Origin of the sequence: Nocardia gamkensis NBRC 108242, from assembly GCF_001612985.1 — a bacterium.
Lineage (GTDB): Bacteria > Actinomycetota > Actinomycetes > Mycobacteriales > Mycobacteriaceae > Nocardia > Nocardia gamkensis.
On the sequence record NZ_BDBM01000003.1, the window covers coordinates 64,818 to 84,271 of the forward strand.

General features: G+C 68.1%; 21 protein-coding genes and 1 pseudogene. 11 read left to right on the forward strand and 11 right to left on the reverse strand.

Annotated elements, in window-relative coordinates; genetic code table 11:
* Window positions 1-368 precede the first annotated feature (368 nt).
* Window positions 369-1,919, forward strand: coding sequence for an acyl-CoA carboxylase subunit beta (locus NG1_RS01865; RefSeq protein WP_062967345.1), 1,551 nt, complete (start codon window positions 369-371; stop codon window positions 1,917-1,919).
* Between the two features lie 217 nt (window positions 1,920-2,136).
* On the opposite strand, the gene NG1_RS01870 is transcribed toward NG1_RS01865, so the two are convergent.
* The 7 genes from NG1_RS01870 to NG1_RS01900 form a co-directional block, all read right to left on the reverse strand.
* The gene (locus NG1_RS01870; protein WP_157113811.1) at window positions 2,137-2,718 is read right to left on the reverse strand and encodes an Rv1733c family protein; all 582 of its coding nucleotides are present in this window, start codon (window positions 2,716-2,718) and stop codon (window positions 2,137-2,139) included.
* The gene (locus NG1_RS01875; protein WP_062967349.1) at window positions 2,700-3,359 is read right to left on the reverse strand and encodes a TetR/AcrR family transcriptional regulator; all 660 of its coding nucleotides are present in this window, start codon (window positions 3,357-3,359) and stop codon (window positions 2,700-2,702) included. Before NG1_RS01875 ends, NG1_RS01870 begins: the two co-directional genes overlap by 19 nt.
* A gap of 186 nt (window positions 3,360-3,545) precedes the next feature.
* A complete protein-coding gene (locus NG1_RS01880) occupies window positions 3,546-4,496 on the reverse strand; it encodes a Sco1979 family transcriptional regulator (protein WP_245659752.1) in 951 nt (316 codons plus the stop codon).
* A 101-nt stretch (window positions 4,497-4,597) separates the two neighbouring features.
* Window positions 4,598-5,542 (reverse strand): Sco1979 family transcriptional regulator, encoded by a 945-nt coding sequence (locus NG1_RS01885; protein WP_062967725.1) that lies wholly within the window; start codon window positions 5,540-5,542, stop codon window positions 4,598-4,600.
* Between the two features lie 381 nt (window positions 5,543-5,923).
* Complete coding sequence (locus tag NG1_RS01890; RefSeq protein WP_062967353.1) at window positions 5,924-6,988, reverse strand: fused (3R)-hydroxyacyl-ACP dehydratase subunits HadA/HadB; 1,065 nt, start codon at window positions 6,986-6,988, stop codon at window positions 5,924-5,926.
* A gap of 177 nt (window positions 6,989-7,165) precedes the next feature.
* Window positions 7,166-8,539, reverse strand: coding sequence for a lipase family protein (locus tag NG1_RS01895; protein WP_062967355.1), 1,374 nt, complete (start codon window positions 8,537-8,539; stop codon window positions 7,166-7,168).
* Between the two features lie 236 nt (window positions 8,540-8,775).
* On the reverse strand, window positions 8,776-9,951 hold the full coding sequence (locus NG1_RS01900) for a lipase family protein (protein ID WP_062967357.1): 1,176 nt from the start codon (window positions 9,949-9,951) through the stop codon (window positions 8,776-8,778).
* 344 nt (window positions 9,952-10,295) lie between these two features.
* On the opposite strand from NG1_RS01900, the gene NG1_RS01905 reads away from it, so the two are divergent.
* Window positions 10,296-10,538 (forward strand): hypothetical protein, encoded by a 243-nt coding sequence (locus tag NG1_RS01905; protein ID WP_040866591.1) that lies wholly within the window; start codon window positions 10,296-10,298, stop codon window positions 10,536-10,538.
* 10 nt (window positions 10,539-10,548) lie between these two features.
* On the opposite strand, the gene NG1_RS01910 is transcribed toward NG1_RS01905, so the two are convergent.
* On the reverse strand, window positions 10,549-11,658 hold the full coding sequence (locus tag NG1_RS01910) for an alpha/beta hydrolase (RefSeq protein ID WP_062967359.1): 1,110 nt from the start codon (window positions 11,656-11,658) through the stop codon (window positions 10,549-10,551).
* A 165-nt stretch (window positions 11,659-11,823) separates the two neighbouring features.
* Here NG1_RS01910 and NG1_RS01915 point away from each other — a divergent pair, with 165 nt between their 5' ends.
* From NG1_RS01915 to NG1_RS01930, 4 genes are all read left to right on the forward strand, one after another.
* Window positions 11,824-12,336 (forward strand): DUF2599 domain-containing protein, encoded by a 513-nt coding sequence (locus NG1_RS01915; protein ID WP_062967727.1) that lies wholly within the window; start codon window positions 11,824-11,826, stop codon window positions 12,334-12,336.
* 34 nt (window positions 12,337-12,370) lie between these two features.
* Entirely contained in the window at window positions 12,371-13,030 is a 660-nt protein-coding gene (locus NG1_RS01920; protein WP_062967361.1) for an SDR family oxidoreductase, read from the forward strand.
* 64 nt (window positions 13,031-13,094) lie between these two features.
* Window positions 13,095-13,397: a putative quinol monooxygenase gene (locus tag NG1_RS01925; RefSeq protein WP_040866588.1), complete on the forward strand. Its 303-nt coding sequence runs from the start codon at window positions 13,095-13,097 to the stop codon at window positions 13,395-13,397.
* Between the two features lie 297 nt (window positions 13,398-13,694).
* Window positions 13,695-13,922 carry a hypothetical protein gene (locus NG1_RS01930; RefSeq protein WP_040866587.1) on the forward strand — a complete coding sequence of 76 codons (228 nt, stop codon included), beginning with the start codon at window positions 13,695-13,697 and terminating at the stop codon, window positions 13,920-13,922.
* 247 nt (window positions 13,923-14,169) lie between these two features.
* On the opposite strand, the gene NG1_RS01935 is transcribed toward NG1_RS01930, so the two are convergent.
* Both NG1_RS01935 and NG1_RS01940 read right to left on the reverse strand, forming a co-directional pair.
* Window positions 14,170-15,057, reverse strand: coding sequence for a Sco1979 family transcriptional regulator (locus NG1_RS01935; RefSeq protein WP_062967363.1), 888 nt, complete (start codon window positions 15,055-15,057; stop codon window positions 14,170-14,172).
* A 90-nt stretch (window positions 15,058-15,147) separates the two neighbouring features.
* A complete protein-coding gene (locus tag NG1_RS01940; RefSeq protein WP_040866650.1) occupies window positions 15,148-15,369 on the reverse strand; it encodes a DUF397 domain-containing protein in 222 nt (73 codons plus the stop codon).
* A gap of 326 nt (window positions 15,370-15,695) precedes the next feature.
* On the opposite strand from NG1_RS01940, the gene NG1_RS01945 reads away from it, so the two are divergent.
* From NG1_RS01945 to NG1_RS01960, 5 genes and pseudogenes are all read left to right on the forward strand, one after another.
* Window positions 15,696-16,493 (forward strand): SAM-dependent methyltransferase, encoded by a 798-nt coding sequence (locus tag NG1_RS01945; RefSeq protein ID WP_174315388.1) that lies wholly within the window; start codon window positions 15,696-15,698, stop codon window positions 16,491-16,493.
* Window positions 16,494-16,716: 223 nt separating this feature from the next.
* Window positions 16,717-16,956 (forward strand): hypothetical protein, encoded by a 240-nt coding sequence (locus tag NG1_RS01950; RefSeq protein WP_062967365.1) that lies wholly within the window; start codon window positions 16,717-16,719, stop codon window positions 16,954-16,956.
* Window positions 16,957-17,331: 375 nt separating this feature from the next.
* Window positions 17,332-17,643 (forward strand): annotated as a pseudogene (locus NG1_RS39300) (RsbRD N-terminal domain-containing protein); the annotation flags it as partial.
* A 260-nt stretch (window positions 17,644-17,903) separates the two neighbouring features.
* Entirely contained in the window at window positions 17,904-18,458 is a 555-nt protein-coding gene (locus NG1_RS38020) for a PucR family transcriptional regulator (protein WP_245659755.1), read from the forward strand.
* A 102-nt stretch (window positions 18,459-18,560) separates the two neighbouring features.
* Window positions 18,561-18,995 (forward strand): CBS domain-containing protein, encoded by a 435-nt coding sequence (locus tag NG1_RS01960; RefSeq protein WP_040866584.1) that lies wholly within the window; start codon window positions 18,561-18,563, stop codon window positions 18,993-18,995.
* Here the strand turns inward: NG1_RS01960 and NG1_RS01965 are convergent.
* Window positions 18,992-19,423 carry a pyridoxamine 5'-phosphate oxidase family protein gene (locus NG1_RS01965; protein ID WP_062967367.1) on the reverse strand — a complete coding sequence of 144 codons (432 nt, stop codon included), beginning with the start codon at window positions 19,421-19,423 and terminating at the stop codon, window positions 18,992-18,994. The two genes, NG1_RS01960 and NG1_RS01965, sit on opposite strands and share 4 nt — an antisense overlap.
* Window positions 19,424-19,454 lie beyond the last annotated feature (31 nt).

Here is a 19,454-nt window from a genome sequence, read left to right on the forward strand (position 1 = left end):
TTTTCGAATCCGGCGCCCGGGCCGTCGCGGGCCCACCGATCTGCGGAGTATGTGACGCAGCGCCGTCCGCGCATTTCCGGCGCTGCGTCGAGTTCACCCTAGATCCGTGGGCACCGGCCTGAGAAGTCCCCTTCGACGCTGTGAGGACGGTTCATCGACGCTCACGGCCACGATTGGGACGTCGCACAGTCCGTGTCGTCGCGGCCGACCGGTCCGGCGCGTGCTATGAACCGTGGGATCGAAAGGCAAACCTGTGAGCTGTTCCATGAGATCTTCCGAACCACTGTGCAGCGGATCGCGGCGCCGATAGCATCGAGCGCCGCGCTGCCGTACGGTGTCGCGACGAGTTTCGAAGGGCTACACCACATATGAGCGGTACGCGAGAGAAGCTGGACGAGCTGCGGGCGATCCTGGAGCTGGCCGAGGAGCCCGCAGGCGAGAACGGCATCGCGAAGCGCAAGAGCAAGGGCATTCCCAGCGCGCGGGAGCGGGTGCGCGCACTCCTCGACCCCGGGAGTTTCGTGGAGATCGGCGCGCTGGTGCGCCAGCCGGGCACCCCGGGCGCCATGTACGGCGACGGCGTGGTCACCGGGCGCGGCCGGATCGACGGCAGGCCCGTCGTGGTGATCGCGCACGATCAGACCGTCTTCGGCGGCTCGGTGGGTGAGATGTTCGGCCGCAAAGTCGCCGCCGCACTGGATTTCGCCACCACGAATGCCTGCCCGGTCGTCGCGATCAACGACTCCGGTGGCGCCCGCATCCAGGACGCGGTCACCTCGCTGGCGTGGTACGCGCTGATGAGCCGCCGCCAGGAACGGCTGTCGGGTTTCGTACCACAGGTATCGATCATGCTGGGCAAATGCGCGGCCGGGTCGGTCTACGCACCGGTGAACACCGACGTCCTGATCGCGACCGAGAAGTCGTACATGTTCGTCACCGGCCCCGAGGTGATCAAGGAGGTCACCGGCGAGGAGGTGACCATGGAGGAGCTGGGCGGCGCGCAGGCGCAGGCCGCCACCGGCACCGTCCACCACGTCGCCGCTACCGAGCAGGACGCTTTCGACTGGGCCAGGACCTATCTGAGCTATCTGCCGTCGAGTTGCCTGGAACCCGGCCCGATCGTCAACCCTGGGCTGGAGCCTCAGGTCACGCCGCACGACCTGGAACTGGACTCGATCGTTCCCGATTCCGATCGGCAGGGCTACGACATGCACGAGATCTTGCTGCGCCTGTTCGACGACGGTGACTTCCACGAGATCAGCGCGGCCACCGCGCAGAACCTGATCACCGGCTTCGCCAGGGTGGACGGGCGCAGCGTCGGGGTGATCGCGAACCAGCCCCTGGTGCTCGGCGGCGCGATCGACGCCAAATGCTCGGACAAAGCAACGCATTTCATCCGCTTGTGCAATGTCTTCGGGTTGCCGCTGATCTTCGTCGTGGACACCCCCGGTGTGCTGCCCGGGGTGGAGGAGGAGCGCAGCGGGGTGATCAAACGCGGCGGGCGGTTCTTCCGCGCGGTGATCGAGGCGACCGTCCCGATCGTCACCGTCGTGGTCCGCAAGGCCTACGGCGGCGGCTACGCCGTGATGGGCTGCAAGCAACTCGGCGCCGACGTCAGCCTGGCCTGGCCGACGGCGCGCATCGCCGTGATGGGCGCCGAGAGCGCGGTGAGCATCGTCGGCAAGCGGCAGATCGCCCAGGTGCCCCCCGAGCAACGCGCGGCGGTGCGCGACTACATGATCGAGCAGTACAACGCCACGGTGGCCACGCCGTGGATCGCCGCCGAGCGCGGCTACATCGATGCGGTGATCGAGCCATCGCGGACCAGACTGGAGATCCGTCGCGCGCTGCGCTTGCTGCGCGAGAAGGAGGCGAGCGCCGAGCCCAACCCGCGCAAGCACAGCCTCTTCCCGGTGTGAGACGACCCCGGCTCCGGTTATGTTGCGTCACAACGTAACCGGATCTATGTGATGGGATCTCCGACGATCCGTGCCGAACGGGGCCGCCCGGCACGCCGATGCCTTAATCTCAAGGTCAGTGCCGGGCCGCTTCGTTCGCCGCGTTGCCGCCCCGGCACGCGACGTGCCCGCTGCGCCTGATCCCTACCCTCGCCCGGCGGGCACGCCGCACCAAGGCTCAGCCGTGCCCCCAGGTGAGGTCGGCGGCCACCCATTCGGTTTCCCACCGGCGCAGCCGCCGCCGATCGAGTCCGCGGCGTAGCAGCAGGTAACTTCCCGCGAGCACGATCGAGACGCCGAGCACCGCACCCGCGGTGAGCATGACCGCTTTGCTGGCAGGCTGGGACGACGAGGGCGGCTCGACGATCGCACCGCGCTCGTTCAGCCAGATCGGCACGGCGGAACCCGGCTCCACCACCGTGGTCGACTGATAGTCGCCGGTGTGGGTCACGCCGTCGGCGTCTTTCCAGGACACGCGCGCGGGCACCACCGGCGCGTACAGCGGCGCCTTCCCGGTTTCGATCACCGTCGCGTCGACCTGATGCAACCGCGCCGTCTCGGCTTGCACCGCGGCCGTCTCCACCCGGTACACCCGGCCGCCGACGGTCACCGCCAGCACGGGCACGATGATCAGGAACACCAGGGCCAGCAGGACCGCGAACCCGGTTTGCACACGGTCTTCCCTGCGGCGCAGCGGATTTCGATCCAGGCCGACGCGGCGGCACGTGCGGCGGTACATGTTCACCGACCCGGTAGACATGACGGTGACTCCTCGTTACGGAATTCGGTGGTGAGGGTGACGAGGGTGTCGAAGAACTCTTCGACGAGGCCGGGCAGACCCATCGGATCCGGGCCCGCGGCCCAGCTCTGCAGCGCCGCCAGCAGGATGCCCGCGCCGGCGCCTACGGCGACCGCCGGACGCGGATCCGTCAGCGGATCCACCCCCAGCCGCGCCGCGATGATCCGGACCGATTCGCGCTGCCCATCGATGCGGATGCGCTGATAGCCGGCGAACAGTTCGGGTTCGTCCTCGAAGCGCTGGAACAAAGCCCAGCGACGGGCCAGCAGGGACGCGCGCGCGCCGCCGTACTCGGTGGCGAACCAGTCGTGGACGGCGTTGCGGTAGGCGGTCAGGGGCGGCTCACCCGGCGGACGGCGGCGCAGCGCGTCGTTGAACAGGTGGACGTCTTGATCGACATCACCCAGAATCGCCTCCTCGATGGAGGCGAAATGCCTGCTGAACGTGCGCCGGGTGACACCGGCCCGCACCGCGATGTCCTCGACGGCCACCGCTTCCAGCCCCCGCTCGGTGAGCAGGTCGAACGCCGCGCGCGACAACGCCTCGCGGCTGCGCCGAGTGCGCAGCCGACGGCCGTCCAGACCGACACCGTCGTCGCTCATACACACAGCTTACCCCCTATTGTCCCAATGGGACAATATTCGGCCCTTTCCCCGGCATGCGGATCATCTCGCACAGGAAATGCCCGATTCGGGCGCGCTGAATCCACGATGGACCGTGCGGGGTGCGGGGCGGCGAGGGAGTTCTCTCCGGCGCGTGAATGCGGCGTGCCGCGGGGCGCGATCCGGTCACCCTCGCGAGTGGTCCACCGGTTCGTCGACCGTCGGCGGCACGCCGTCGCGCAAGACCTGGAGCAGTTGCGGGGAATGCTGCGGAGAAGGGGCCAGCAGCGAAAGTTGGTTCAAGGCGGCGTAGTACACATCCAGGTCGGCGATCTTGTCCAGATACAGCGCGCTGGTCAGCTGCTGAAGGTAGACGATGTCGGGCAGATCCGCCTCGGCGAAACGCAAGATGGTGAACGCGCCGTCGGTGAGGGCGGGGCCGCCGACATGGTCGGCCAGGATCTGGATGGTGATGTTCGGCTGAGCGGCCGCGCGCAGCACGCGGTCGAGCTGGGCGCGCCAGACGGTCGAACCGCCGATCCTGCGGCGCAGCGCGGCCTCCTCGATGATCATCCACAGCTGGGGCGGGTGCGGACCGGCGAGGATGTCCTGCCTGCGCATGCGCAGCGCGACACGCCGTTCGATCGAATCCTCCGGTTCCCCCGGATGCGACAGGGTGAGCAGCGAGCGAGCGTACTCCGGCGTCTGCAGCAGTTCGGGGACCGCTCGCGGTTCGTAGCTGCGGATCAGGCGCGCCGCCTGTTCCAGCCCGAGGTAGGTGTCGAACCATTTCGGCAGCCAGTCGTTGTCCCGCGCCCACCACCCCGACGCGTTGGCCTGCCTGGCCAGTTCCAGGTAGCGCTCCCGTTCCGCGGGATCGGTCACCCCGTAGAAGTCGAGCAGGTCGACCAGATCCCGTTCCCGGCAGCCGGTGCGCCCGAGTTCGAGCCTGCTGATCTTCGAATGCGACCCGCGTATGGCGTCACCGGCCGCCTCGCGGGTGATATTCCGCGACTCGCGTAGGCGGCGCAGCCTGCCGCCGAGGACCATGCGTAGGACCGTCGGCCCGCCGCCGGACACCGCATGACCGCCGGGCCCGGGAGAATCGCTCGCCTGTCGTTCCTTCGAAGGACGCATGCCCCGAGTCTGCCATGTTCACCCAGTCGTTATCTATGGACGAAAGTCCCTGTACCGCTGGGTATTCGTGGTTGCGCCGGGCTCGTCACCGCGCCCGACGGTCAGGCGTGGCCGGACGGCAGCTCCACGATACGCGGCTCGCGCTCGCGCAACGCCGCGATGAGGTCGCGGGTGTACTCGGGCGGCGCGGCGTGCACCGACAGCAGATTCGCCACGGCGCGGTAGGCGGCGAGATCGGCGTCCTTGTCCAGGTACAGCGCGCCGGTGAGCTGCTGGAGATACACGATGTCGGGCAGATCCGCCTCGGCGAAGCGCAGCATGGCGAACGCGCCGTCGGCCAGCGCCGGGCCGCCGACATGATCGGCGAGCACCTGCACCGTGATGTTCGGCGCCTCCGCGGCCCGCAGCAGGTGCTCGAGCTGGGCCAGCCACACCTGCGAGCCGCCGATCCTGCGCCGCAGCGCCGCCTCCTCGACGATCAGCCACAGCTGGGGCGGATCGGGTCTGGTCAGGATCTCCTGGCGGCGCATCCGCAGGGCAACGCGCCGCTCGATCGACTCCTCGTCCTCGTGCGGATGCGCGAGCACGAACAGTGCGCGAGCGTAGTCGGGGGTCTGCAGCAACTCCGGGACGACCCGCGGCTCATAGCAGCGGATGAGCTGGGCGGCCTGCTCCAGCCCGAGGTAGGTGTCGAACCACTTCGGCAGCCAGTCGGCGTCGCGATGCCACCATCCCGAGGTGTTCGCCTGCTTCGCCAGCCGCTTGAACTCCGCGCACTCCTCCTCGTCGGTGACGCCGTACAGCGCGAGCAGGTCCACCAGATCCCGTTCCCGGAAACCGGTGCGCCCCAATTCCAATCGGCTGATCTTGGAGTGCGAGCCGCGGATCGCCTCGCCCGCTTCCTCGAGCGAGATGCCGCATGCCTCCCGCAGCCGCCGCATCCGCCCGCCGAGGATCATCCGCAAGGCGGTCGGGCCGCCCTCGGCGGCGGGAGCCGTTGCACGAGCGGTGGTTTCGTTTTGAGGCCGCACTACCGAAGCACGCATGTACGCAGTCTTGCATGTGCACTGCCCACACTCCAGCACCGAGTCATCGCCGACGACGCGAATGCGCAGGTGTAAGCACATCCGCAAGATCATGCACGGGATAGCGAGCACTTCACTGGCTGCCGGCGGCAGTCACCCGACGTCGCGCACAGCGCTGTGCCGCAGGCCGACTTCGCCCGCCTGCACCAACATACTCCCAGTACGCGCGAAACCCAGGTGCCGCGAAGCCACCGGTTCTCAGGCGGGCGCAGCGCTGAACTTCTCTGGGCGCGAACGCGATACCGGGCGTACAGCTCTTCGACCGAGCCGCATCACCGCGTGATTCCGACGGCACCGGCCCCACCTCTCCGGACGAGGGCGAGGCCACGGCGGCCGCCCGGTTCAGCGCAGCAGCACGTCCGCCGTCGCGCGACCGAACAGCTTCCGGTCACCGCAGGTCGCCGTCAACGCGATGGTGGCCGCGCGGCGATCCGGATCCAATTGCTTGACCCGGCCGTGGAATTCGATCGCGCTGGCCTTGGTCGCGGGGACCGGGGCGAACCCGGCGAACCGCACCCCGTACCGCGTCACAGCGGCGGGATCACCGAGCCACGAGGTGAGATATCCGGCGCCGAGGCCCATCGTCAGCAGACCGTGCGATACCACGTCGGGCAGACCGGCGCTACGTGCGACCTCGTCGCTGAAGTGGATCGGATTCGAATCGCCCGACACACCGGCGTAGTTCACCAGATCACCACGGGACACCAGCACCGTGCGCGGGGCGAGTTCCATGCCGACGGACAAGTCCTCGAAAGCGGGAAGGGTACGCGGCGTGCGCGGCTCGGCGGCCGTGTCCGGTTGCGCCGGCTCATCGAAGCTCTCGACCAGCCCGCCGTCGTCGTCGGCCAGGCGCGCGGCCGCCGCGTCCGCGCGGTCGGCGGCCGACTGCCCGGTCATGATCACGCCATCGACCGCCGCGCGCAGATCGGCGGCGAGCTCGACTCCGGTCTGCGCCACCGCGGTGGTGTGCGCGGTCTGCAACACCTCCTTGTGCTGATTGCTCAGCACGTTCTTGGTGACCATGAAGTCCTTGTCACCGAACTGCCGGAACGACTCGATGTAGGAGTCGCACCGCACCTCGTCGCCCGCGACGATCGGCCGGTGCACCTCGATCGACTGCTCGGTCTGCAGCACTTGGCCGAGGTCGTACCCGGTGAGCACGGACTCGAACATCTTGCGCTGCATCAACATGAGGATGATCGAGGAGAACGTCAGCGGCGCGACGAGTCCGTCGAAGCCCAGGCCCCCGGCGGCGTCTTCGTGCCGGTGCGCCGGATGGCCGTCCTGCAGCGCTCGCGCGAACTCCCGGATCTTCTCCCGACCCACCTCGTACGGGTCGGTCAGGCGGTAGTGCCGCCCCACCAGTGCCTTGGCCTGCTCGGACGCGGTGGTCGTGATGTCGCTCATGTGCCTCTCTCGGGAATTCGGGCGTTACCCCGCCCGGACCGGCCCACCGTACCGAAGCGGCGACGACACCGCACAGCACAATAGCCAGATCTGGGCATACGAACCGAAGGGGACACGTGTTGATCGCACTCGCGGGCGCACGGTGTTAACCGGAGCCCTCACCGCGCCGTCAACCGGTCAGCACTCGTCGGGCGCCCGGACTCCCTGCAGCCTGTCGTCGAGCCAGACCATGGCTTCCGGATAGCCGAGCGCACCCGCGATGATGTGTTCGCCGAGCACACTGCGGTACACCGCGGGCACCCCCAGGCGGCACTGCTCCGCGTAGAGATTGCGCGCACCCTCGGCCGGGATCCAGAACTCCTGCTCGCCGTTGTAGACGTACAGCGGAGTCGCCGACCTCATGCCGGCCATCTTCGTCACCCGATAGATGTCCGCGGCCAGCGCCGAGTGCAGCGGATCGGGGAAGTTCGCGGCGATGTCGATCGGCAGCATCAGCACACCGATCGCGCCGTAGCTGCTGCCGCACATGTTCTTCACCGGTGAGGTGGCGACCCACTGGGCGAGATGGTTCATCCCGGCCAGGATCTCCGGCCGCTCGCGGCCGATCCCGAAGACCGCGCCCATGAACACGGCCGAGGCGAGGTTGCCGTTCATGCTGCGCGCCAGGAGCTCGAAGTCGGCGGGCACCCCGCCGAGTGCGGCGCCGACGATCACGCTCGTCAATTCCGGTGCGTAGCCGTCGATCAGCTTCACCGCGCCGTGCGTCGCGATCGCTCCGCCGGAATACCCCGCGAGCCCGAACTTCGCGGCGCCGAACTCCTCCGGCAACAGACCGCGCACCGCCCTGATCGAGTCCAGCACCGCGTGCCCCGCCACGATCGGCTCGGCGTAGGCCATCGACGGGCCCTCGTGGTCGGGGATCAGCACGGCGTAACCGCGCAGCGCCGCCACGTGCGTCGTGGGTGGCAGGAAATCGGTGAAGCTGGTGTCCGGGTTGAGCCCGTGCGCGAGAGTGTATCCGGGCGTGCAGGTACGGCCGAGGGCGTCGATGGGCAGGTTGTTCACCACCACCGGCCGCTGCCCCGGTCCCGGCCACGGTGCGGCGGGAACGACCAGAGTCGCCGTGGCGTACGACGGCGCGCCGTGCGCGTCCGTCGTGCGGTACTTCATCAGGAGCGCCCGCTGAACGGGCATCAGCATCAACGGCGCGGTGGTCGGGCTCACGTCACGGATTTCGATGACCTGCCCCTCGGACAGTTCGTCGAGATTCGCCGGGCGCAGGTCGAACATCGGATCGCCGACAGCCGACGGCAGGGCGGCCGAGCGCAGCGCCGCCAGCGACGGCGACAGCGTAGTCGCCTCGTGCGCGGGCGAACTCGGCTCCGGCGGCGGCGCGATCGGCGGCGGCGGGATGACCTGATCGATGAGTTGTTGCAGCCCGGGCAGGAGCCCGCCGGGCGGTGGGGCGGGCGCGGGCTCCGCGGCAGCGGGGACGGCCAGGGCCGATCCGGCGGCGAGCAAAGCCACAGCAATGGCACGCGAGATTCTCATGGCACACGCCTTCGGGTGCGAACGGCAACGTCGTCTGGCACCCGGGCGCACTGGCCTTCGACCCCCGAATCGGGCCCCTGTCAGACCGGGAGCCAGGACGTCAGGCTACGTCAGCGGCCACGGCTGGAGGCAGTAAAGCATCCGAGTTGTGTTGTCGCGTATCCATATCGCAACAACCGGGCCGAGACCCGTATCCAGAGAACGGGTCCCGGCTCGGCCGGTCGCGTATTCGTCGCTCAGCAATTGCTCGGCGCGGGCTCCCCTCGGAAGCGGGCGTCCAGCCAGGTCAGCGCCGCTGGAATGCCCAGCACCGCCGCGGTCAGATGGTCCGGAACCGGAATCTGCTCGGCCTGCACCCTGGCGCCCGCCGCACACCACCGCTTGTCGGTGTTGACCACCGCGTCGATCGGGATGAGACCGTCGATCGGCGAATGCCATTCGAATACCGGCATCTTCGGCACGCCGTCGTAGAGCTCGAGGCTGTTCTCCTCGACCACGGCGCGCGCGGTGTCGTCGTTGATCATCGAGGTCGTCTTGGCGAAGTCCAGCGCACCGCGGCCGGCGCCGGTCGAGAGGATGTCGTTGGTGCAGCTGTTGGCGATCTGCGCGCGGGCGGCCAGCCCCCGCTCGTTCAACTGCTCGCTGAGCGGGAAGCGAGTCGGATACTCACGCTCCAGCCCGAATCCGGCGGCGAACGCGAGCCCGAACACCGGGTGCGGGTTCAAACCCAGCCCTTCGAGCATCTTCACGAGATTCATCGGCACGCCGCCCATGGCCGCGCCGGCGATGTCGAGCTCCGGGGCGTACTTCGGTTGCAGGGCGGCCGCCCACGCGGTGGCCATCCCGCCGCCGGAATACCCGACCATCGCCACCGGGCTGCGCTGCACCCCGAGTTCGCCGACCTGCTTGACGGCGCGTATCCCGTCGAGGGTGATCTGCCCGCCGAGCTTCGCGGCGCCGTAGGCGAAATTCGGGCCCAGGTGATCGGGCAGCGCGACGCTCCAGCCGCGCGCCAGCAGCACGTTCCAGCCCGGCGCTTCCCGCACGACCAGGTTCGGGTCACCGGTGTAGAGCACCCGGGAGACCGAGCACTCCGAGCCGAGTCCGTTGATGATGTGCTGGAACGACAGCAGCGGCCCGTCGGTGCGATGCGCCTTGGGCGTCAGCACCGTGGTGGTCGCTGCGATCGGTTTACCCTCCGAACTGGTCGACCGGAACCGGACCACGGTCACCGTGGTCTCCGGGAAGATCGCCAGCGGCGGCATCACCCTGGTCGCGATCACGTCACCCGGCTTGCGGTCGGCGATATCCGCGGGTGTCGCGTAGAAGGGATCCGGATCGGGTTCGGGGTACAGCGGCGCGCTGGTTGCCGCACCGGCCATGCTCGCGACCAGCACCAGGCCCGCGGCCATCGCTCCGATCGCACGTGCGAGACGCCGTCGTCCCACTCCCCCACCCAACGAACGTGGGCCCTGACTCATCGACGTGTGCCTCCTGAATCGTCCAACGCTGTACTCATCCTCGGCAACATCACCTGCGCCGAGCACCACCCGACGCGATCATGTTGACAATTCACAAGTTTCGGGTGCACGGCCTGTGGCGGTCGCGCGCCCCGGCTGGTGACTGTACCCGACCGCCCGGCGTCCGTTCTGTGACATTTCCAGCCGATAACTTGGAACATGTTCTCAACAGTGGCGGCCCTCTACCGTCGGATCCACCGGCACGGCTGCCGAGCCGGTGGGAAGGAGACGGTGGCATGGACGGCACTGCGCGCAGATTCGCCGACCGCGACGACACCCAGGATCCGCCGACCCGGCGGATCACCGTCTACTTCGACGGCTCCACCCCCGAGGACGCGCTGGTCCTGGAATACGCCGCGACCAGGACCGAAGCGTGGGAGTTCACCTCGGCCGCCGCACACGCCGGGCTCACCGTCACCGTCGACGCCCAGGTCCGTCCCGGCCTGCGCAGGCTACCGTGCCGGTCGCTCTGGCGCTGAGTACGCGAGGTCAGGGCCGATCGAGCACGCCGCGCAGGAAAGCGAGCGCGTCGGGAAACGCTTCCCGCGCCGCGCCCAGATGATCGCCGGGGTACCAGCCCACCCGCAGATCGGTGCCGGAGGCGCGCAACTGCGCGATCAGCTCGAGCGTCAACGGCGCGGGCACCTCCAGATCGGTCAGCCCTTGGCCGAGATACAGCGGAACGGAGTAGCCGCTCGTCGGCACCCGCAACATCGCGCGCACCGCGGCCAGCAACGCCGGATCGTCCAAGGGTCGCGACAGCATGGCGCCGATGCCGATACTCGCCACCTGCGCGTCCGCCTCGGCGGCGCAATCCGCCTCCACGATGCGCAGGACGTCCCGGCCCACCGGCGTCAGGTAGCTGTCGATGTCCAGCTCCGGTGCACTGGCGCGCAATCCGGCCAGCAGCATGCCGAAGTAGGTCGTCGTCTTCTGCAGCGGCAGTCGCGGCAGCCAGGGCCCGGCCAGCGGGAAAAGCGCGTCCAGGTTCGACGGCGTCCCGGTCGAGGCGGCACCGCGCAGATCGAGTTCGGGCGCGTCAGCGGGTGCGAGGTGGGCGGTGAACAGCGCCGCGTGCCCGCCCTGCGACTGGCCGAACACCGCCCAGTGTGTGCCGAGCGAGGGTGCGACCGCCCGTGCGGCGCGTACGCCGTCGATGATGCTGCGAGCCTGGGCCGGACCGTCCAGATAGGGATGCACGCCGGGGGTGCCGAGACCGACATAGTCGGAGATCACGACCGCGTATCCCGCGCGCAGCAGGTCCGGGTACACCGACGTGAGGTAGTAGTCCCGGGGTTGCAGCGTGAACGCGCACTCGTCGGCGATCCCCGAGGTGCCGTGCGCGTAGGCGATGATCGGCCAACCTCCCTGCGGCGCAGAGCCTTCGGGCAGATACAGCACTCCGGTGCTCTGCATCGGCCCACGCGGGCCACGCGACCAATAGGTCAGCCGCTCGGCGGTCGTCGCCCCCGCCACACGCAGCCGCCCCGCCAGCTCCATCAGGTCCGTCACGGTGCCCGGCGCCTCGCCCACCCGAGCGGCCGCGGGCCCGGCCAACGCGACCGTCACCGAGACCACGACGCCCGCCGCCCCCACCATGATCCGTCCACACCGCACCGACCGACTATCCCCAGCCGGAGCCGCACCGGCAAGCCACCACATTCGGTGGCGCGGCCGGGGAGTCTCGCCGGAGCCGCCCCGGCTCGCTAGGCTCGGGTGATCACGCCGGAAAGCGGTGCCGAGGAGAACACAGGAGGCTCGACCGTGGCGCAGCGGTACCCGCATCGCCTCGTCACCCGGCGTCGCGCGGCCGCGCTCCTCGCGACGTGCCTGCTTGCCTCGGTGGTCGCCTGCGGTGCCGATTCGTCCGCGCCGTCGGCGGATATCGACCACACGACCACCTCCAGCGCCTCGGCGTCGCCGATCACGACAGCGCAGGCCGCGATACCGTCCGTCGACCCGTACGCGGGGCAGCCGCTGATCGAGGACGTCACCTGGACCGAGACGATCGACGGCCCGCGACTGCTCGTCTTCCCCACGCAGGCCGGTCGGCAGACCACCTTCCCCGGCTCGGACGAACGGGCGTGGCGGGAAGTCGTGGACCGGTCGGCGGACGCCGACGCACCCGGCATGCGCGATCAGTTCATCTGTCACTGGGCGTGGGCACGGCTGGTCCAGCCGAACAAGCCGAGCTGGAACCTGGAACCTTGGCGCCCGGCGGTCGGCTATCCGGCCACCGTCGAAGCGCACTGCAATCCCGGCGGCCCCGAGCGCTGAGCGCGGGCGCCGCCCCGACCGGAAGGAGCGATCCATGCGCGTCGTCATCGCAGGCGGACACGGGAAGATCGCCTTGCTGCTGGCCCCCGTGCTCACCGCGAACGGCCACGAGGTCGCCGCCCTGATCCGCAATCCCGAGCACGCGGACGAGGTGCGCGTCACCGGAGCCGAGCCGGTGCTGTGCGACCTGGAGCACGCGGCCACCGACGAACTGGCGGAGGTCGTGGAAGGCTGCGACGCGGCGATTTTCGCCGCGGGCGCGGGGCAGGGCAGCGGCGTCGAACGTAAATACACCGTCGATCTGGGCGGCTCCGTCCGGCTGGCCGAGACGGCCGAGCGAACCGGGGTGCGCCGTTTCCTGCAGATCTCCACGATGGGCGCGGGCGGGTCGCCCGCTCCCGGTTCCGACGAGGTGTGGGCGGCGTATCTAGATGCCAAGACCGAGGCCGAGAACGATCTGCGCAGCAGAGCTCTCGACTGGACCATCCTGCGCCCCGGCCGGCTGGTCGATGCTCCGGGCACCGGACTGGTGACTCTGGCCCCGCCCCCGGTCCAGCGCAGCGAGGTCCCCCGCGCCGACGTCGCGGCCGTACTGGCCGGACTGCTGCCCGCCGCGCACACCTTCGAGCTGACACTCGAACTCGTTTCCGGCGGCGATCCGATTAGCCAGGCAATAGCGCAACTGGCCGACTGAGCTGTCGTTTCGCTCGCCACCGCCCTTGCCGATCGACCGCAACGGTCACGATGGGAGAACAACCGTGTTCAGTCGAATCGTCTCGATGAAGATCCGTCCCGGCTCTCGCGCCGAGTTCCTCGCGGCCATATCCCGCAGCGCCGAAGCCTCCGTACGGACCGAGCCCGGCTGTCTGCGCTTCGACATCTGCGCTGATCGGGTCGATCCGCACCGATTCTTCCTCTACCAGCTCTACACCGATGACGAGGCAGCGGAAGCGCACCGTTTCACCGAACATTTTCTGGCCTGGCGGGCCGCAGCGGACCAATTCGTCGAGCCGGGTACACAGATCGATTACAGCACGGACGTCCTATTCGCCCGCGACTGAAATACCGGCGCCGGGCACCACATCCGCAAACTTCCGGCCTCGAAATACGCACTGCGCACGTGCAATCGATCGTGCAGATGTGCTTGCATCTGAAAGGTACAGCGGCATAAACTCGGTCCCGCAACGCTTTACAGGGGACCACCAGGGAAGGCCGCGTGGGCGAGCCGAAGGCCGAAGCCGCCGTGGGTTTGCCGCCGCCGGACAAGCAGGGGCGTTCGAATGGAACTACCACTTACCGGCGGTCGGTTCGGATCAACCGACACCGCACTGGCCGACCAGCCAGCGAACGGTAGACATATGAGCACATCGACGGCCCGCAGCGGCCACAGCAATACCGCATTTTCCCGAGAAACCGCCGTGGCATACGTCATCGATGCCGTCGAATCCACCGGGGCGGCAACTCGGCACGATTTCGATATCGACCGGATCGTCACCACCGCGCACGCGATGGCCGACGATTGGGATCTCGAGACATTGCAACCCGCGACATTCTGGCGAATTGCCTCCAGCTTCATCAGGCAGTAGGCCCGAGCCCCGCCGCCCGAGCACCGGCGGATAGCTGAATGCTTTGTGCCACGAGCACTTTTGTCGCGTCGTCCGGCGCAGGCGCGTAGCCACAACGATGCCGCCGACGCCGGGCGCGGATAGACACCATTTCCGCGCCACCGCCGCTTAGCAATTGTACAGCACAACCGAACGGCCATCTCCGATTCCGGAGATGGCCGTTCGGCGTATCGGGGTTTTCCCGGCCGCGAGACGCTATCGCGCGATCTCAGCGCCCCTCGGCGTACTTCTCCATGATCTCGATCGACTTCTCCGGACGCTCGGCCTGCACGCTGAGCCGGTCCATCACCGACAGGTACAGCGCCAGGTCTTGTCGCCGTTCGAGATACAGCGCGCTGGTCAGCTGTTCGAGGTACACGATGTCCGGCAGTTCCGGCTCGGCGAAACGCAGAATACTGAAGGAGCTGCCCGCCGCGGCGTGCTCGCCCGCGGTGAACGGCAGTACCTGGATCGTCACGTTCGGCAGCTTCGCCAGCCGGACCAGGTGCAACATCTGCTCCCGATGCACCTCCGGGCCACCCACCGGTCGCACCAGCGCGGCTTCGTCGAGCACCGCCCAGACCACCGGAGGATCCGAGCGGAAGAGAATTTCCTGCCTGCGCTGACGTACCGCGACCCGCCGCTCCGTATCGACGTCCTCGTACCCGAGCGCCACGACCGCCCTGGCGTATTCGGGTGTTTGCAGCAGGCCGGGAACGAGATGCGACTCGTAGGTGCGAATCTTGTTCGCGGCCTGTTCCAGACCGAGGTAGGTACCGAACCACTGCGGCAGCAGGTCGCTGTAGCGATGCCACCAACCGGGTTCGTTGGCCTGCCTGGCCAATTCGAGGAACGACTCGCGCTCCTCGGGATCGTGGACGCCGTACAGGGTCAGCAGGTCGCGGATGTCACGTTCCTTGAAGCCGGTACGGCCGAGCTCGAGACGGCTGATCTTGGCGTGCGATCCGCGGATCGCATCGCCCGCCGCCTCGCGGGTGATGTTCCTCTTCTCCCGGAGCTTGCGCAGCTGGCCGCCCAGTGCGATGCGTAGCACGGTCGGACCACGTTCCGCGACAACGGATTGCACATGACCATCGTCATCGGGTTCAGCGATCATCGAGTTCGTCTCCGATACTCCGGGGGTTGCCCACAGTGTGTCACAACCACCTGTCGCGAAACACACCGTACCGACCGCTAATGTTACCGCTCAGCTAGTCAAATAGTCGAACTCCCCGGCCTTCGCGCCGCGGACGAACGCGTCGATCTCCGGACGCGTGTAGACGAGGAACCCACCCTCCGGGTCCCGCGAGTTCCGCACCGCCACCTGGCCGTTGGCCGTTTCGGCCACCTCGACGCAGTTGCCGCTCGGATTACTGAAGGAACTCTTACGCCAAGTTCCGATGATCTCGTTGGTGGACGTATCCGACATCTTCCCCACTCCTCGGTTACCGCAGTTAGGCGATTCGGTTCGTGCATATGCACGTTCAAACGTTCTTGCATTTGCACCAACACCGGACGATAGCACGAAGTTCGCCCTCCGTGCGCTCGCAGACCGGAGGCATCAGGGCGGCGATGTGAAACGCCGTTGCCTCGCCTCGAGAACAGCGAGATCAGCTCCCCGATCCACCCCGCTGGACGAGTTCGAATCTTGTAGTGTCGCAGTGCACATCGGATGCACCAGTCATTCGCGACGCCCCCACGCACCCACCCGCACGGCAGTGTCGCGGACACGTTATTGCCGAGGAGTACCACCCCATGCCCGAAGACCACAGCCCCCTCATCCGGACCGACATCCCCCACTCCGCGCGGATCTGGAACTACTGGATGGGCGGCAAGGATTATTACGAGATCGACCGCATCGCAGGCGACGCCGGCATCGAGGTCGATCCGGACATCACCACCATGGCGGTGCAGTCGCGCCAGTTCCTCATCCGCGCGGTGCGCTACCTCGCGGGCGAGATGGGCATCCGTCAGTTCCTCGACATCGGAACCGGCCTGCCCACCATGCAGAACACCCACGAGGTCGCCCAGACCGTCGCGCCCGAGTCCCGGATCGTCTACGTGGACAACGACCCCCTGGTGCTCACCCACGCGCGAGCGCTACTCACCAGCACCACACCCGAAGGCGTCACCACCTACATCGACGCCGACTACCACGATCCCGAGCGGATCGTCAACGACGCCAAGCACGTCCTCAACTTCAACGAGCCCGTCGCCGTGATGTTCATGGGCGTGCTCGGCCATGCCAAGACCTACGACGATCTGCTGCGCATCGTGCACACCGTGCTGGATGCGGTGCCGTCGGGCAGCTACCTGGTGATGTGGGACGGCACCGACGACAGCAAGGCGTATGTCACCCTGTGCGAGAACTACACCGGCACCGGCGGCACTCCTTACGTCCCCCGTCCGCAGGCTCAGATCAAGGCCGTCTTCGACGGTCTGGAACTCGTCGACCCCGGCTTCGTGTCCATCACGCAGTGGCGCTCGGGCGACACCGAGGTCGGTGAGACCCGGCCGATCTCCGCCTACGGAGCGGTAGCCCGCAAACCGTAAGGCCCCTGAACATCAAACCGTAAGCGGCACAGCGGTGGTCGCCGGTCTCGCGCCGGCGGCCGCCGCCGTTTTTTTCTCCGACCGATCGTGCAGATGTACTTGCATCTGTAAGTGACGGAGGCATAGACTCGAACTCGAAATCGGGGAGGTACGCAGGGAGTTCGAGCTTGCGTCACCAGCACTTCGGCCTCCCCGCCGCATGTCGGACGCGAGGGGTAGTCGAATGATCGAGCCATTTCGAACGCCCCGCCGGGTTGCCGTCATCGAAGGGGCCGGCGCCGAACCCTTGCGCCAGTACTCGGCAGCGCCCGAGTTCGCCCTCTCCGATTGCGGGGTCGAGCCCCGCGGCCTCACCTACCGGCAGGCCCGCGACATTCTCTACACCCACGAAGTCCACGGTCCGCAGTGCAGGCAATGGCTGGCCGCCGCCGCCTACCTGTCAGCGGGGCTGGACGACGAGTAACCCTGCCTCGGCAGGCACGCAAGAGCCCTCGCCGCAGGTGAAGCCGACTCCGGCGCCGTGACCGGCCGGTAGCGCTTCGAGATGCGGCACCACGACCGAAGAAGCGTCATCGCGGAATGCGTCCGGCTCCCAGACGATCTCACAGATCACTCCCCGTGCACACGGCCCTTTCGTATAGTGATCGATCGACCCGGGCGCGATTTCTCGCACGCCCGGCGTGGCATTGGGAGCGAACTCGTAATGACCTACTCCGCGTTGGATCTGTCCCCCGACTCGTCCGACCCGGTGCTGGAAATCGGCGGACAGCCGGCTTCGGTGCCCTTGCTGAACGCCGAGAGCGTAGCGTCGCACATGGTCGGATACTTCGAAAACGTCATGGCTCCCTGCCGCACCCTGCCCGGCGAGCAATTACGCGGTGACGTCACGAAACTCACCCGCAGCTGCCTGAACCTCGCTGCCGAGATGTTCGACCGGCGTACCGTACCGGACGAGCACCAGCTCGGCCCGGTCCGCGCGGCCGCTGCTCGCTGGGCGCGCGAGGCCGTGCCGCTGAGCACGATCCTGCGCGCCTATCACGAGGGACTGCGCATCGCCTTCGGTCTGGTCACCGCGCCTGCCGCGGCCGACGACGTCGACGAGGTGCTGGTCGCCGCCGATCTGCTTCTCGAACTGCTCGAGGCGATCACCGCGGCGGTGTCGGATGCCTACGTCGACGAACAGCACCTGGTCGCCAAGGAGCATCAGACGGCGACGCAGACGCTCGCCTCGGCACTGCTCAGCGGTCGCGGCAGCTCGGCTCTGGCGCGGCAGACCGGCATTCCGATCGCGGAGGCCTATCAGGTTGTGGCCCTGTCGATTCCGGAACATCCGGACGAGCGCGATCCGCGCGTCGACGGGAACGTGGCCGCGCGCCGCAAGTTGCGGCGCTGCAGTCCGAGCTGGCCACCGTGTTCGCCTCCCGCGCACTCGCCCTGCTCAGCGCCAAGGGAGGGACGCTGCTCATCCCGTTGGGCGACGAGGCCGAGCCGGTCCTCACCGGCACGACGCTCGAGCTGCTTGCCGCTGCCGCCGAGGTGCCGCTCACCGCGACCGTCGTGCCGACCGACACCGATCAGATCCCCGAATCGGCCGATCAAGCGCACGAGCTGCTCAATCTCGTGCGCGTCGGCGTCCGGCCGCCCGGCCTCTACCAGATGTCGGATCTGGCCGTGGAATACCAGCTCACCCGCAGCGGCCCGGCCACCCGGCGGATCGCGACCATCCTCGACCCGCTCGACGCCCACCCCGAGCTGTTCGACACCATGCGCGCCTACCTCGGCAACGACATGAACCGGCAGCTCACCGCCCGCCAGCTCTACGTGCACCCGAACACCGTCGACTATCGCCTGCGCCGCATCGCCCAGCTGACCTCCGTCGACCTGGCGACCTCGGCGGGCATCTCCCAGGCGGCGATCGCCCTGCTGGCCCGGGATCTGGACCGCAGCGTCGCGCGCAGGCTCTGACCTGCCCACCGTGACCGAACCGTGGCCTGTAACGGATTCGTGCTGGTCACCGCGCCGTGAACTTGCGATCCTGGTAGTGCCCCGACGTCTGGATGGTGAAATATGCGAATTTCGGAGATCCTGCGCAGGAAGGGCAGCGACGTGGCCACGGTCGCACCCGACACGACCGTACGCACACTGCTCGCCACCCTGGCCGAGCGGAATATCGGCGCGGTCGTCGTCTCCCCCGACGGCGACACGATCGCGGGCATCGTCTCCGAGCGCGACGTGGTGCGCAGTCTGCACGCGCGGGGCGCGGAGCTGCTGGACACACCGGTGTCGGCGATCATGACCTCCGCGGTGCGCACCTGCGCACCCGACGACCGGGTCGACGGTCTGCGCCGCACCATGACCGACCATCGCATCCGGCACCTGCCCGTGGTACACGAGGGCAGGCTGGTCGGCATCGTCAGCATCGGCGACGTGGTCAAGAGCGCGATCTCCGAATTGGCGACCGAACGCGAGCACCTCGTCGAGTACCTGCAGGGCAGATATTAGAACGCGCTGGGGTCCCCCAGATCGGCCGACAGCCAGTGCTCCGGCCGCAGGTAAACCGCGACCTGCTCACCGAAGGCCTCGGCCGCCTTCAGGTAGCCGTCGACCGATTCGGCGGGCAGATACCGCGCGGCCATCTCGCGGTGCTGCTCGTCGGTCATCGGGGCGGTCCGGGTTACCGGGCCCTCCACACTCACATATCGGACTGTGGGCTCGACCTGCTGCACCATCAGGCTGAAGCGGCCGGTCTCCCGGAGGTAGCGCATCTTCTGCGACTCCGGGCCGGTCAGGACCCAGATCTCGCCGCCGGGGCTGTATTGGTACCAGATCGGGACGGTCAGCGGGCCACGGCCGGTACCCGCGGCCACCGCGAACGCCGCGACGTGCGGCTGCGCGAGGAACTCTTGACGCTCTTGCGGGCTCAGGGGCATATTCCCCAGGCTAGTCCCGAAAGTCATTGTC